Here is a 15,273-nt window from a genome sequence, read left to right as displayed (position 1 = left end):
TAATGATGGAATTCAAAAGTAGGGGAATGGAGGGGAATGGATGTGACGCTGGATTCCTATACCGAGAATATTCTTTTATCCTCGGGAAAGTGGAAGGATGAACGGGAGTACTGGCTGACCATGCTGGGGCCATCCCTTGAAATGAGCGGTTTTGGGGCCGATCTCAGAGAGGGAGGAGCGGATGGCCGTGGAGCTTTAGTCCGGTACTTATTCCCAGGGGAACTGACACAGAAGCTGCTGCAGGTCTGCCGACAGTCCCAGCAAGGTATATATACGTTTCTTGTAGCCGGTGTTTTGTATGTGCTGCATAGGCATACAGGTGATTCTCCCGTTGTTGTCGGTATGCCGCCGGGTCAAGCGCATAGTGGAGCAGGGAGTCCGGAAGGATTGATTCCTCTAAAGGCAGAGGTGAATGAGCAGCTTTCTTTCAAGGACTTTCTGCTGTCTGTTAACCGGACTGTGCAGGACGCCTGCAAGCACGGCAGCTTTCCTTTCGGGGCGATGGTCCGGATGCTGAATGAAGAACGTGAGGCTCCGGTGCCGTCATTCCGCACAGTGGCCGCTCTGAACACACTGCATGGTTCCATTCGGCGGGAGGATGTTCAGGCCGATGTGCTGTTTCAATTCTTTTTTGGCAGCGACGGTCTTGGTATAGAACTGCACTATAAAGTGGAATTGTACTCGGAAGGGTTGATGAGAAGGATTCATGCTCATCTCGCTGCTTATCTGAAAGAAGGATTGCAGAATCCGGGAATGGCGCTTGAGGAGGTCTGCATGCTCCTGCCGGAGGAATATGAACGGATGGAACGGGTGTTTAACGAAACAGAGCTCCCGTATGCGCATGACAAGACCATTCACGAACTGTTTGACATTCAAGCACTGAGAACGCCAGATCTTCCGGCCCTACGGTTCAATAACCGGGAAATGACGTATGGGCAATTAAAGGAACGATCTGACCGGCTTGCATTCCAACTTAGGAATAGAGGCCTCAAGCAAAATGAAATTACAGCCGTGATGATGAATCGTTCGATGGAAATGATCGTTTGCCTCCTGTCTGTGCTGAAGGCGGGCGGGGCTTATCTGCCGATTGATCCAACCTATCCGCCAGACCGGATCAGCCACATGCTGGCAGACAGCGGGACAGGCATATTGCTTACACAAGGGGAATTGGCAGGGGGGATCGCTTTTGCCGGGGAAGTCCTGGATATTAATAGAGCTGAGGTGTCTCCCGAGTGTGAAGAGGTGGTCTGGAATGTGAACCGCCCCGAAGATGCTGCATACCTGATATATACCTCTGGCTCGACGGGGCTTCCCAAAGGTGTGCTAATTTCGCACCGGTCCGTTGTAAACTTTATCGCTGGTATTACGGATGTGATTTCCTTCAAGGAAGGCAAGACAATTGCTGCGGTCACGACAATCTCTTTCGATATTTTCGTGCTGGAGACTCTGCTGCCCTTGACCCGGGGGCTGAAGGTGGTCATCGCAAACGAAGAGGAGCAGCAGAATCCTGGCTTGCTGAAGCGGTGGCTGGTGCATAACCGGGTAGAAATGCTCCAGACCACACCCTCCCGCATGCGGATGCTGCTGAATGAGACCCGCGGGTTTTCGGACAAAGATTATCTAACAGATATTATGGTAGGCGGAGAAGCCTTTCCTGATGAATTGCTGCACCAGCTCCAGGAACGGTTCGCCGCGGCCAAAATCTATAACATGTATGGCCCTACGGAAACAACAGTCTGGTCATCCGTCAAGGATGTGACCCAACTGAGCCGGATTAATCTGGGAAATCCGATCGCTAATACAAGAATGTACATTATCGACGGGTTGAGAAGACTGACACCGATTGGTGTAGCGGGTGAACTATGTATCGCTGGTGATGGAGTGGCTGTCGGGTATTGGAAACGGAAGGATCTGAACGCCGAGAAATTTATTGCCTGTCCGTTTGCCGGCGGCGGCAGGATGTACCGGACAGGCGATCTGGCAAGATGGATGCCCGGTGGGGAGATTGAATTCCTGGGACGCATCGACCATCAGGTCAAGATCAGGGGCTACAGGATTGAGCTTGGGGAAGTAGAAGCGGCACTCCTGAGTTTCCCGGGAGTCAGTGCTGCCGTTTGTGTCGCCAAGGCAGACCGCGAAGGCAACAACCTGCTGTGTGCTTATTACGCTGCACCGCAACCGGTACCGGCGGATGAGCTGAGAACCGCCCTGTCCGGCAGTCTGCCGGATTACATGCTGCCGTCGTTCTACATCCGGATCGAGCGGATTCCCTATACGCTTAACGGAAAAGTTGACCGCAAGCTGCTGCCGGACCCTTATTCGGCAAGCAGCGGCCAATATATTGGCGAGCCGCCTACAGGCGAGCTGGAAGAGAAGCTGCTTGCCATCTGGAGGACAGTGCTGGAAGCGGAGGAAATAGGCGTCACCGATGATTTCTTCAATGCGGGCGGGCATTCGCTCAAAGCTTTGAAGTTGGAGGTGGAGATGGAAAAGGCGGGTTACTCCTTTGAAACCGAAGATATTTACCGGTATCCAACGGTCAGGGGATTCCTGAACCGGACACAGGAGGCGCCGAAGTTCTCCTCAATACAGTCGTCGCCGGTTCTTGCGGCACAACCGGCCGAATTTGACCGGGAAGGCGCGGTATCCATTCCGCATGCCGAAAGGATGAACCCGTTTAATGAATTGTTTTATAGGGAGTGCTTCTACAATTCCCTGTTTCCCGTTGTCCGCTACTATCAGCGGAGCATCATACCGTTGCTCTTCAATGATACGATTCTTTTCCGATATGACGAAGCGGCCCGGCATTTCATGGTGGAATACGATGCCGCTAAGCCGCTTGATGACCTGCTGAAAGACCTGGGCATCGGCATGACGACCAAAACCCCCGGCGCTTTTGTCGTACAGGAATTGAAAGCCTCCCTCCGCGGTGGCAAACCGGTAATCATGCGTATCGACTGCTATTTTGCCTCTATCCGGGCTGATACGTACCGGCAGAAGCATTGGCCGCATTCATGGCTCGTGTTGGGCTACGATGACACAAGGCAAATGTTCTCCATCATTGAACATGACCACATCGAGAATTTAACTTATCAGAAACGCTGGGTAAGTTATGAGGATGTTCTGGAATGCCATGCGGGGTATATGGAAGTTTTCGGAATGGATAACAAGCCGGCGTATTACGAGTTTTCCGGCAGCGTCGAAGCTGGCGGTGAGGCTGGCCTGTCTTCGGAAGGACTTATGACAGAACTACTCTCGTCGATGCTGGAGAAACGCTTTTTGATCGGCAGTGGCTGGAAGGCGCTGGAGCTGTTCGCAGATGGTGTGCGGAGTGCTTTGATGGAAGACCAGCTGATTCAGGACTACTCTGGAGGTTTGACGGATGCGCTCAGTCAGATTGTGAATGCCAAACTGGCGGATAAATACCGTTTTGATTCGTTGCTGGACCGGTCGGAGGATTGGAGAATCGCAGTCGACCAGAGTCTGGAGCTCTGGAAGTCCATTCGAGCCAGGATCGTAAAGGCGATTTACTCGGGTCGGATGAGTCCAAAGGCGGCGGAATTGCTGAAGGAACAATTGCATTTAGCACAGTCAGTGGAGGAGCGATATCAGGAAACCCTGTTCTTCATGCTGACCCGGTACTTCGGTCAACTTAATTGATCATATAAAAATCCCAAGGAAAGAAGTTGATTCAGCGGTGAAAGTTGGAGTCATCGGAGCAGGTGTAATGGGCAGCGGTGTGGCCCAAAGCCTTGCCCAGTCGGGAATTTCGGTTGTGCTTGTGGATGTCAGTCAGTTGAAGCTTCAGCAGTCGAAGGAGGAGATAGAGCAAAATCTGCGCTTTCGCACCTTATTCGGTTTCTCCGGAGAGCTTGAGCCCTCGGAGCAGGTTATGGGACGGATCGAATTCACTGTGGAGCACCGTTTATTGGAGGATGTAAGCTTCGTCATTGAGAACGCAACGGAACAGTGGGAAATCAAGCGTGATATTTACGAACTGATTGACGGCATATGCAATGAGGACTGCATCTTTATGGTGAACACCTCCTGCATTCCCATTACCAGGCTGGCAGCTCTGACCAAGCGGCAAGATAAAGTTATCGGCACCCATTTTATGAATCCTGTACCGGCCAAACAAACGGTTGAAGCCATCCGTGGATATCATACTTCGGAGACTACCATCCAAGCAGTTAACGAGCTGATGGGTCAAATGGGCAAGGAAATGATTCTGGTCAATGACTATCCGGGATTTGTCTCCAACCGCATTTCTCATCTGTTTATGAACGAAGCGGCATATGTGGTGCAGGACCAGGTCGCTTCCGCAGAAGAGGTGGATGAGATTTTTAGAAAATGCTATGGACACACGATGGGGCCGCTGGAAACAGCCGATTTGATCGGTCTGGATACCGTGGTTCATTCGCTGAATGTGCTCTATGAAAGTTACCAGGATTCAAAGTTCCGCTGCTGCCCGCTGCTGAAGAAGATGGTTGACGCCGGACTTCACGGCAGAAAAAGCGGCCAGGGCTTTTACATGTATTAGTAAACATTGGGATCATACCAAAATAATGATTGGGAGTGTTCAAAATGGAAGAATCAAAAGTCAAAATCAAAAAATTTTTATTGCGGTTTTTCCGCAAGCGTGAATTAGAAGATGATGAGGATATTTTCGCGCTGGGCTTTGCAAATTCACTTTTTTCTATGCAGCTGGTTATGTACCTGGAGAAGGAATTCTCTTTGAGAATTGACAGCAAAGACATGGATTTGGACAATTTCAAGACCGTTAACCGCATCGCCGGTTTGGTTAAAGACAAGAAGGAAACCTGCCAGAACTTATAAAATAAAATATCGGGGTGATAAGGAAATGATAATCGAATTAACACCGGAGCAACTGAAATGGCAAGCTGAATTCAGAGATTTTGTAGACGAAGAGATTGTGCCGTACGCCGAACTGAACGATAGAGAGCAGCGGATTCATCCGGATGTTATCCAAAAAATGATTGAAAGCGGGTACCTGGGCTCCATGCTGCCCAAGCAGTACGGCGGAATGGAACTGGACAACATTACGCTGGGCATTCTTAACGAAGAGACCGGACGCGGCTGCTCTTCTGTAAGAAGTCTGCTGACGGTGCAGGGAATGGCGGCTTTGGCCATTCTACGGTGGGGCACGGAAGAGCAGCGGAATTACTGGCTGCCCCGGCTGGCATCGGGGCAAACTCTTGCCTCCTTCGGGTTGACCGAGCCAAATGTCGGGAGCGATGCGAAGAGTATCGAAACAACAGCGGTTCTTGATGGAGAGGAATATGTATTGAACGGAAGGAAGAAATGGATCACCATGGGCCAGATTTCCAATTTGTTCCTGATTTTTGCCAAGTGTGAGGGCAAACCTACGGCATTCCTCGTGGAGAGTGAAACTGTAGGCTTCACAGCCACGCCGATGTCGGGGCTGCTCGGCGCAAGAGCTTCCATGATTGCTGAACTAAGCCTGGACAACTGCCGGATTCCCCAGGGGAATCTGCTCGGCCAGGTCGGTATGGGATTGTCGCATGTTGCATTGCCTTGCCTTGATTACGGAAGATATACGATTGCCTGCGGTTGCGTTGGACTGGCACAGGCCAGCCTCGAAGCCTCGATTCAATATTCAAGTGCGAGAACCCAGTTCGGCAGGCCAATCCGTGAGAACCAACTGATTCAAAAGATGATTACAGCGATGTCTGTTAATATCAAAGCAGCACGGTTGCTCTGCTATAAAGCAGGATATTTACGGGATGCCGGTGATCCGGACAGCATCATGGAGACCTGGGCAGCTAAATATTTTGCTTCTACTATGGTTAACCAAGTCGCCAGCGATACGATTCAGATTCACGGTGCGAACGGCTGCCACAGCGACTATCCAGTGGAAAGATACTACCGGGATGCCAGAATCAATGAAATCATCGAAGGCACCACGCAAATGCACGAAATGCTGATCGCCACCCAGGAAGTCGTTACGGTCCGGCGTGCGCTGCGGCGCTCCGCCAAGCAGAAGAAATCGAAGGAGGTGGATACCCATGACGTCTTCCATTAAGGAGAAGCAAAGAACGGCCCTGCGCAAAATTAAATGTGTGGTCTGGGACCTGGATCATACGATTTGGGACGGGATTCTGATTGAAGATACCAGCGTTCGGCTCCATTCCCATATCACGGATGTAATCAAGGCGTTGGATGAACGGGGCATTCTGCAATCGGTGGCCAGCCGCAACAATCATGATCTGGCGATGGCCAAATTAAAGGAATTCGGCATCGATGATTATTTCATCTATCCGCAGATCAATTGGAACAACAAATCCGCTTCCGTTCAAGCGATTGCTCATTCCATCAATATCGGCATGGATACCATCGCCTTTATTGACGATCAGCCTTTTGAGCGGGAGGAAGTCAACTTTCATCATCCTGAAGTGATGTGTATCGACGCCGCCGAAACCGGACGGATGCTGGATATGCCCGAACTTAATCCTACTTTTATTACTGAAGACTCTAAAAACCGCAGAAAAATGTACATGAGTGATATTGTGCGCAACAAGGTGGAGGAATGCTTTGATGGTTTCCAGGAGGAGTTTCTTTCTTCGCTACGGATGGTATTCACCATCAATCCGGTAGAGGGAGACGACCTGAAGCGTGCGGAAGAGCTGACGGTAAGAACCAATCAGTTGAACGCGACGGGCTACACCTACTCCTATGAGGAATTGGATGCCTTCCGCCATTCGCCTAGTCATAAGGTGCTTATCTCAGGACTGGAGGATAAGTACGGCAGCTACGGGAAGATTGGGCTGACACTGCTGGAATGCAATGATAAAGTGTGGACCCTGAAGCTGCTGCTGATGTCCTGCCGAGTCATTTCCAGAGGGGTTGGCAGCGTGATGCTGAATTATGTGGCCAAGCTTGCCAAGGAATCCGGCGCCGTTCTGCGGGCCGAATTTGTCCCGACGGAGCGCAACCGGATGATGCTTCTTGCTTACAAGTTCGCCGGGTTCAAGGAAATTGGGGAACAAGACGGACTGATTCTGTTCGAGCATGATCCGTCCCAAATCCAGAGTATCCCGGATTATCTCACCTTGATTAGCCATGTCTGACGGAAAGTGTCCCTCATTATAAAAAAACAGGAGGAATAAGCAATGGAAAAAATCGCTTTTCTGTTCCCAGGCCAGGGTTCCCATTATGTTGGAATGGCTAAAGGATTATATGACCAGTATGAGATTGTCAGGAAGACATTTGAGGAAGCCAGCGATATCCTCGGGTACGACCTGGCCAATCTGTGCTTTGAAGGTTCGCTTTCCGAATTGAGTCTGGCGAAAAATGCCCAGCCGGCCATTCTCGTGTCCAGTGTGGCCAGCTTCCGCGTCTATATGCAGGAATTCGGAATTGTTCCGCAGTTCCTCGCCGGACACAGCCTGGGCGAATATTCAGCGTTTACCTGCGCAGGAGCGCTTCGTTTTGCCGATGCCGTACAACTGCTGCATGAACGGGGAACGTTAACAGATGAGGTGGCCGGCCGCGGCATCGGCTCCATGACGATCATCGACAATGTGGAGCGCAGGCTGGTCGAGGAGGAGTGCCGAAAAATGGCTGAGGAAGGCCGTGATGTATGGTTGTCCTGCTATAATTCCCCTTCGCAGACGGCAATCTCGGGCGAAGAGGACGCCGTTATGGAGCTGGAAGGCAGGCTAACGGATCAAGGCGGACAGATTACCCCCTTGCTCGCCAGTGCTCCGTTTCACTGCAGCCTCATGCAGCCCATGTCCGATATATTGGCCGCCAAGCTGGATAGTCTCAATTATGGTTTCTTTAAGTACCCGGTGGTTACCAACTACAATGCCCAGCCGATGGCACATCCCGAAAAGGTGGCAAAGAATCTTGCCCTTCACCTCACCAATCCGGTCCAGTGGGAACGTACCATGCAGTATTTCAAACAAAAGGGTGTAACACTCGCCATTGAAATGGGCACCAAGAATGTATTGACCAAAATGGTTCATGCGAATGTGGATGGAATAGAAGCCCTCTGCTACGGCTCCAAGGAAGATCGCAAAAAAATCGAGCAGATTCTGTCCGCCTACCCTGGCCTGAAGAAGCATATTCCGACCATCATTACGAGATGTCTGGCGGTAGTTGTAGCCACGCCGAATCAAAACTGGGACAACGAGGAATTCCAGAACAAGGTGGTCAAACCTTACCGGGAAATTCAGGACATTCAAGACCAATTGGAACAGGATGGCGCGAAGCCGAGCCTGGATCAAATGCGGAAAGCCCTGGACTTGCTGAAGGGCATTCTGGAAGCGAAAAAAGTTCCGATGCAGGAACAATCGCGCTGGTTCCATCAAATTATCGACGAGACCGGGATGTATTATGAGTTGAAGGATTACCTTGCTCCGTCGCGGGATATGGTCGAGGTTCCGTGATTGAGGTTTACACCATCCGAGTCAATGAGGAGGAGGGGATTTCGTGGAATTCCCTCCTTCTGAATTATGTTTCAGCGGATAGACAGAAGCAGGCGAGCCGCTTCCACAGGCCGATCGATGCCCACCGGTCCGTGATGGGAGAACTGCTGACCCGCCTGGCTGCTTGCCAAAACCTGAGAATATCAAATCAAGAACTGGCATTCAGCAAGAATGAATACAACAAGCCGCTGCTGAGCAGTCCACCCGGCTATTATTTTAACGTATCCCATTCGGGGGACTGGGTTGTTTGCGCATTTGGCAGCGATCCAGTTGGAATTGATATTGAATGCATCAAGCCGATAGACCTCTCCGTCGCTGGGCGGTTCTTTGCTCCTAGTGAAGCCGAGGCGCTGATGGCGAAGGAAGGCGAAGCGGGATTAATCTACTTCTTTCAGCTTTGGACGCTGAAGGAGAGCTATGTGAAGGCGGTAGGGAAAGGGCTGTCGATTCCGCTGAATTCGTTTCACTTCAGCATAGGAGAGGGAAACCGGATTTGCGCGGAGTTTGAAGAGGGAGCCCCGCATGCCTGTTTCCGGCAATGGTTGATGGATGACGAGCATGTCCTGTCTCTATGCACCTTGGGTGAAATGGAATACCGGGTCAACCGTCTGGACTATGAGATGTTAAGCAGCGTCCTTTCTTTGCTAGATAGGCATCATGCCTGATGATATAGATCAGCCTCGGACGAAGCTGCTACTTGGAAGCCGAAGGAGTGTGGAACAATGTTATTACAGGATCAAATAATTGTCGTAACGGGTATAGCCAATGAAAAGAGCATCGCCTGGGGAGCCGCCAAGTCACTTCATCGCGAAGGAGCCAACCTAGTCTTCACCTACAGAAGAGACAAATCGCTGCGCAAATTATCCAGATTGCTTGAGAAACATAATATAACTCCGCTATGCATACTTCAGTGTGATGTTTTGGATGATGACAGCATCGCAGCTGCCTTTCATCAGATCGAAGAGCGTGTCGGTACTATTCATGGACTTGTGCACTCGGTAGCTTATGTTGATGCCGGTCAGTTGCAGGGCCGATTTGTGGAATCAACGAGAGAGGGTTACCTGATGGCGCAGAATGCCAGCTCGTATTCGTTGGTGGCTCTGGTGAAGCATGCTCAAAGATTGATGAAGGAAGGCGGCAGTATCGTTACCCAAACATATCTGGGTTCTGAACGCGTCATGGAGCACTACAATGTCATGGGTGTCGCCAAAGCGGCATTGGAAGCAAGCGTCCGCTACCTGGCGGATGATTTGGGCAAGCAGGGAATCCGGGTTAATGCCGTATCTTCGGGGCCAGTACTCACCTCTGCCGCATCTGCCATTCCCGGTATTAACGAATCTTTATCCACCATTGAACAGAAATCACCGCTACGGCGCAATGTGGACCAAGATGAGGTTGGGGACGCTACAATGTTTCTGCTGAGCCCGCTGGCGCGGGGCATCACCGGCGGAATAATCTATGTGGATGCCGGATATCACATCATGGGGATTTAGAATCTCGGGGTTTTATACGAAAATCAAGGATCGGTTTCGCACTAACCGCTCCTGTGCAGAAGCCTCTTTTTATATTTCGCCAGCCGACTGGAATGCTAGGTACAATCTATCAAGCCGTAATTTTTTGGTTTTTGTTATTTTCAAATTATGCAAGTGTATTTTAGGCTCAATCTCAAAATCAGTGCTTGACTATCCACCCAACATCCGATGGCGGTTACATTCAATGAGAATGCCTTCTTTATAACGGCTGCGATTTTGTGTGAAATAATGGCGGTGTTGAAAGGCCTTAATGTGATTGTGACGACCTTCTACCGTCGCGTTTGTCCATCGGCATTGATGGTAGTTTACGATTTCCACGTTCCAATTGCGCATCGTCTTTAAGGTGATGCGGACAGCAGGATGATCGAGTTCCAGTCCAAGTGAGTGGTTTTCCGATTGAGGTACTGTCATGGAAGGATTGAATTTTTATCAGTATTCAAAACTGGTCTTACGTTAATGGAACACATGCTGAGAAGCGGTTATTACAGGAACTGAATGTTTACTTGGGGAGTCTGATGGTTAGAGGGATTCCATGGGAGCATTGTCCTAGCAGTTACCCTTGAGGGACATGGATTGGGTAAATCCTGCATTCTTTACTTTCTGTTGAAACACAGGATGAGTGTAGTGCACGCCTTGATTTGAGTTTAGAACTGCTTGTGGATGTATATTGTAATCTAAAGATTGTTAGGAGCTGCTCTAACATCCTCTATGTTTATGAGAATGATGTTTTAGATTACATAAAGATTACATTTAGAAATGAAAGAGTTTCTGTTATATCAGGACCGTTTAAGGACTAGAAGGAAGAATAAAGAAGATTGAGAGGCATAAAAAGAAGCAGATACTGTTTGATTTTCTAGGAACTAAAAAGACTGTCGATATTGGTATCGATATTATTCTACCTATAACATTAGACGATGATTCAGATGTAAAACTATCGGGGGGAATAAAAATAATGGATATCGAGATGAGAATAAAAAATATAATTATTGAGATTTTAGAACTACCATCCGATAGTTCACTAGATAATGAACTGGTTAATATAGGATTAAATTCACTAAGCTTTATTCGTTTAGTTGTTAGTATTGAAAAGGAATTTGAAATTGAAGTTCCAGATGAATATCTATCCATGGAGAAACTTTCAACAATTGATGAGTTGACTCTTTTTGTTTGTAACCATGTAAGTAAAACAAAGGGATTTAATTAAACTTTTTCATTTGGGAGAAGCAATAGGAAAACACGCCTGTTGTACTAGTTTAGCGCGGCGCCGCTGTGAGGTGGGAAACCATTGCTTCATGCCCTTCCTGCACAAGGGCTCTTGAATTTTTTCCACCGCATACACACCGCACCAGTGGGGTAGCACCCTCACATTTATGCTATGATCCTATAAAAATAGTGAAAGCCCCAAATTATGCGAACCTGCTGCATGATTTGGGGCAAAATTAATTACGAGTGCGAACTACTCTGTATCAATACATGGTCCGTATGGTACTTATGCTAGGATTTCTACGCGTTCCTTGAGGCTCACAAGTTCGATTGGGTCACCAAAGAAAAGCGAAATACCGCGTTGTTTCGCAAAGTCATTGAACCTTGTACATTAGATGCACTTATTGATGACCTCATCAAGACGCGAAAGCAGTTACTCGATTTGCTAGAGGAAAAATACAATGACACTACGAATTCTATTAAGATATAGACAGGTCTGAAATTGTTTCATCTGATTTGCCAAAGGAATCTGTCAGAACGGAAGCTAGGGGCATTCTGTAATCGTTTCTTCTCACTGGAGCGGTAATCAATTAATTTTTGCCTGTATCTGAAAAGTTCCTGAGCATACGGATTTCCTCATAGAGAATGTATTTGGAAGGTGTAATATCAGATCATGGAAATATTAAACAAATTAACTAGAATTAGAGCTCCCAAAAAATCAAATACGAAAAAAATCGTTTTCTCAATAGTATATGCTTTTATTATTGGGGCCATTTTGGGTTTAGTAGCGAAACTTGTGGATAGTCCCGGCGTAAACCCTATATTTGACAATATTGGATCGCGCCTTGGCGTGTGGGTATTTGTGGCAACGCTTTTATCGGTCTTTAGCGATTCGCCCAAGCAAGCGGCTGTAAAAGTATTTACATTTTTTGTGTCGCTACTTACAGTTTATTATGTATATACAGTGTTCATATTGCATTTTTTTCCGCAAAAAGTCATTATTTTTTGGAGCATATGCGCGGTGCTCTCACCTATTTGTGCATATATTATGTGGTACGCGGGTGGGAACGGATTGCTCTCCAATACTGTGGCATCCCTCCCGGCGGCGGTGTTGCTTTCAGAAGGGTATAATTTACGTAATGCGTACTTACCCATACACACACATTATTATTTAATTCCATGGATGCAGGGAATTTATTTAATCATGATAATCATTTTGTTTCTCTCTATCGCAAGAAAAGGAAAAAGATGGTTTTTTATGCTTTTTATAACGATTGGATTATCTCTTCTTTTAATATATTTTAATGTTCTCGGCAGTATATTTGGTGGAATGAATGGCTTTTTTTAGTTTTCTTCTACGCTAGCTGAATGGAAGCATTATTAGAACCTAATTTTGAAGGTCTGAGGGCGTACTATAATAGACGCCCTGACCTATCCTACGTCCGAATAGTATGGTTCCTGTAAAAGTGCAGGAACGGTAAGACCTTCAAGCAAGAAGCCTTCTATGTCTCCTTCTATATGAGTTAGAAATAGATTAAGAAAGTCGGCCGTTTGTGCTTTTACTGCCGCTGCTATCCTCACTTTTTCTTTTCTCTCAAGCTTTTTCCACTCTCGTTTTCCGTTAGTGATACTTTTTAGTAAGCATCTAAATCCTGTTATCTCATGCGTATTAGGAACGAAGCGGTATCCTGCGCCATTTTCGTAAAGTCTTGCCGCTCCGTAGTAGATGGTTGTATCTACTCTGCTAATGCTGATACTTGTTGGCGGTGGGCTAGTAGGTGGGTAGCAGGGGGCATAGTTTAGCTAGGAGTACACCATTACCTATTTTTCTACTACAAATAGAAACATAGAAGCAAGAAAGTCGACCTTTAGGTCGGCTTTCTTGCTTCTACAGGATTGCTGGGATGCGTCTAATCTCTGCGACCTGCTTCATTGATTGGGCATCTTCAGAAAGTAAAACAGCTAGGTGAAGTAGCAACGAAGGGTTGGGTCTTGCGATGGACACGCATAAATAAAAATCTATTTACAAAATTCCCCATTGGATGTACAGTTGTATACACAGGTAACCAACCGTACAAGTATTCGATTGTTAGATCGGGAAGGCGGTTTTCGATGAAGACGACATTAGATGGATCTCAGCCGATCTTTCAGCAAATTGCCCAAATGATTATGGATGAGATTGTAGAAGGACAACTGAAGGAGGGGGAACAAATACCATCCGAGAATGAATTGTCGCGTTTTTATAACATTAACCGGGCGACTGTCCGCAAAGGCCTTCAGGAATTGGCGGATAAAGGGATTATTTATAAACAACGCGGCATCGGCATGTTTGTAGAGAATGGAGCAAAGTTGCAATTATTAAAGGAACGGCAGAAGCAATATCGTGAAGAATATATTATTCCATTACTAGAAGAAGCGAAAAAAATTGGTTTAAGTGTGCAACAAATTGTTCAATTGATCGAGGAGGAGAATGGATGATTCGTGTGAACGAGGTAACCTTTTCATATGATAAAGTTTCAGTTCTGCGAGGTATCTCATTCGAAGAGAATGAGCCGGTGATCGCGGGATTATGGGGGCGTAACGGTACTGGCAAAACAACGCTGATGAGTCTTCTTGCTGGTCATGGGCGGCCTGATCGTGGAGCTATTGAAATTAATGGTTCAGCACCGTACGGCAATTCTGCAATTGTGCAGAATATATGCTATATGCAAGAGGATCATCCGTTCAGTATGATTTGGAGCGTGCATGACGCTCTTCGATTCGGGCGGTACTTCAACGCCAATTGGGATCAATCTACGGCAGACAGACTAGTTAAAACTTTCAAACTGGATGAAAACAAGAAAATATCCAAGCTGTCAAAAGGGATGAAGTCTGCGCTCCAGTTTATTATTGGACTATCAAGCCATGCGAGTGTGACGATACTTGACGAGCCGACGAATGGTTTGGATGCCGCAATGCGGAAACAAATGTATCAAGCATTAAGAGAAAGCCACGAAGAAATGCCTCGTATCATTCTGATTTCCACGCATCATATCGAAGAAATCCAACCACTATGTGATACTCTGATTGTTTTACACAATGGTAAGCTGTTGCTTCATCAACCGATTGAAGACCTCCGCGAGCAAGGAATATGGCTAGCCGGAGAAAAAAACACGATAATGAGCGTCGTCAACGGCCATAGGGTGCTAGAGCAAACTACACTCGGATCAAAAATCAGAGTCATGCTTGATGTTCCATACGCGAAGCAGTGGAAGGAACGAGCTCATACCCTTGGATTGTCGATTGAAAAAGTGGATTTACAGGATTACTTGCTGAATATTACAGAGGATGCGGAGGTGATTGCATGAGTTCATGGAAGGGTGTATATCGGCTAGTGTTTGAGGATTTATATTGGTATTTTGGAAAATTACTACTACTGTATATAACCATCCCATTGACTATAGTATGGATTATCCTTGGAATTTCCTTCGGTCTCAACGACACTACGATTGCTGCGATATCAGGGCCAACCTATTTCTTTATTGCCGGATTCTCAATTTTTGGCTTCAAGCAGCTTTTTGCACTTGCAATAGCATCGGGAAGTACGCGTGTACAATTCATGAAAATGTTTTACTGCGTAGCTTTGACTTTAATCTCATTGACCATATTGTGCCTGAATGTTTGTCAATATGTGCTGGTGACCGTGTATAAGCAATATATAGTTGAAGCGCAAATCCTGCATCCTGCGAGATTATTTCTGAAAGAGTATCAATTTTTCCCTTATTTGTGGGTAGACTTGATGGTCAGTTTAGCTTTATTCGGACTTACTTTTCTCGTAAATACAATCTTGTACAGGGTGGGATTCACGCGCGGTTTAGTCATGTTCATGTCCGTGACGATCATAGGTTTATTTCTATATTACGGAAAAATCCTCTCAAGCATATTCAATTGGTTTTGGGTCGAGATGAATGCCATGGAGATGGTTACTTTAATTGGGGCGGTAAGTCTGGCTGCTTTATTCGCAACGTATCCGATGATGCTCCATGCGCCATTGCAACCTAGGCCGAAGAAAGGGAGGTGATCGTTGG

At 47.3% G+C, this 15,273-nt stretch carries 13 protein-coding genes and 1 pseudogene; 13 read left to right on the top strand and 1 reads right to left on the bottom strand.

Going from position 1 to position 15,273, the window contains the following annotated elements:
* Positions 1-36: 36 nt before the first annotated feature.
* The 8 genes from AC2TF5_RS23510 to AC2TF5_RS23475 all read left to right on the top strand — a co-directional run bounded on the left by AC2TF5_RS23510 (position 37) and on the right by AC2TF5_RS23475 (position 9,964).
* Positions 37-3,660, top strand: coding sequence for an amino acid adenylation domain-containing protein (locus AC2TF5_RS23510; RefSeq protein WP_491299530.1), 3,624 nt, complete (start codon positions 37-39; stop codon positions 3,658-3,660).
* A 67-nt stretch (positions 3,661-3,727) separates the two neighbouring features.
* On the top strand, positions 3,728-4,540 hold the full coding sequence (locus AC2TF5_RS23505) for a 3-hydroxyacyl-CoA dehydrogenase family protein (protein ID WP_491302976.1): 813 nt from the start codon (positions 3,728-3,730) through the stop codon (positions 4,538-4,540).
* Between the two features lie 44 nt (positions 4,541-4,584).
* Positions 4,585-4,836: an acyl carrier protein gene (locus AC2TF5_RS23500; protein WP_491299529.1), complete on the top strand. Its 252-nt coding sequence runs from the start codon at positions 4,585-4,587 to the stop codon at positions 4,834-4,836.
* Positions 4,837-4,861: 25 nt separating this feature from the next.
* Positions 4,862-6,064 (top strand): acyl-CoA dehydrogenase family protein, encoded by a 1,203-nt coding sequence (locus tag AC2TF5_RS23495; RefSeq protein WP_491299528.1) that lies wholly within the window; start codon positions 4,862-4,864, stop codon positions 6,062-6,064.
* Positions 6,048-7,109 carry an HAD-IIIC family phosphatase gene (locus tag AC2TF5_RS23490; protein WP_491299527.1) on the top strand — a complete coding sequence of 354 codons (1,062 nt, stop codon included), beginning with the start codon at positions 6,048-6,050 and terminating at the stop codon, positions 7,107-7,109. The genes AC2TF5_RS23495 and AC2TF5_RS23490 overlap by 17 nt, the downstream gene beginning before the upstream one ends.
* A gap of 42 nt (positions 7,110-7,151) precedes the next feature.
* Positions 7,152-8,432 (top strand): ACP S-malonyltransferase, encoded by a 1,281-nt coding sequence (gene fabD / locus AC2TF5_RS23485; protein ID WP_491299526.1) that lies wholly within the window; start codon positions 7,152-7,154, stop codon positions 8,430-8,432.
* On the top strand, positions 8,429-9,136 hold the full coding sequence (locus AC2TF5_RS23480) for a 4'-phosphopantetheinyl transferase family protein (protein WP_491299525.1): 708 nt from the start codon (positions 8,429-8,431) through the stop codon (positions 9,134-9,136). The genes fabD and AC2TF5_RS23480 overlap by 4 nt, the downstream gene beginning before the upstream one ends.
* Positions 9,137-9,193: 57 nt before the next feature.
* A complete protein-coding gene (locus tag AC2TF5_RS23475; protein ID WP_491299524.1) occupies positions 9,194-9,964 on the top strand; it encodes an enoyl-ACP reductase FabI in 771 nt (256 codons plus the stop codon).
* Between the two features lie 189 nt (positions 9,965-10,153).
* Here the strand turns inward: AC2TF5_RS23475 and AC2TF5_RS23470 are convergent.
* Positions 10,154-10,381, bottom strand: a pseudogene (locus tag AC2TF5_RS23470) (transposase); the annotation flags it as partial.
* Positions 10,382-10,955: 574 nt separating this feature from the next.
* Here AC2TF5_RS23470 and AC2TF5_RS23465 point away from each other — a divergent pair.
* The 5 genes from AC2TF5_RS23465 to AC2TF5_RS23445 all read left to right on the top strand — a co-directional run bounded on the left by AC2TF5_RS23465 (position 10,956) and on the right by AC2TF5_RS23445 (position 15,266).
* Entirely contained in the window at positions 10,956-11,207 is a 252-nt protein-coding gene (locus AC2TF5_RS23465; RefSeq protein WP_491299523.1) for an acyl carrier protein, read from the top strand.
* A 672-nt stretch (positions 11,208-11,879) separates the two neighbouring features.
* The gene (locus AC2TF5_RS23460; protein WP_491299522.1) at positions 11,880-12,554 is read left to right on the top strand and encodes a DUF6518 family protein; all 675 of its coding nucleotides are present in this window, start codon (positions 11,880-11,882) and stop codon (positions 12,552-12,554) included.
* Between the two features lie 764 nt (positions 12,555-13,318).
* Entirely contained in the window at positions 13,319-13,684 is a 366-nt protein-coding gene (locus AC2TF5_RS23455) for a GntR family transcriptional regulator (RefSeq protein ID WP_491299521.1), read from the top strand.
* Positions 13,681-14,553, top strand: coding sequence for an ABC transporter ATP-binding protein (locus tag AC2TF5_RS23450; RefSeq protein WP_491299520.1), 873 nt, complete (start codon positions 13,681-13,683; stop codon positions 14,551-14,553). The genes AC2TF5_RS23455 and AC2TF5_RS23450 overlap by 4 nt, the downstream gene beginning before the upstream one ends.
* Positions 14,550-15,266, top strand: a complete 717-nt coding sequence (locus AC2TF5_RS23445; RefSeq protein WP_491299519.1) for a hypothetical protein — start codon at positions 14,550-14,552, stop codon at positions 15,264-15,266. Before AC2TF5_RS23450 ends, AC2TF5_RS23445 begins: the two co-directional genes overlap by 4 nt.
* Positions 15,267-15,273 lie beyond the last annotated feature (7 nt).

The sequence above is a fragment of the Paenibacillus sp. JNUCC 34 genome, from assembly GCF_058269055.1.
This window is presented reverse-complemented; position numbering and strand designations above follow the sequence as displayed.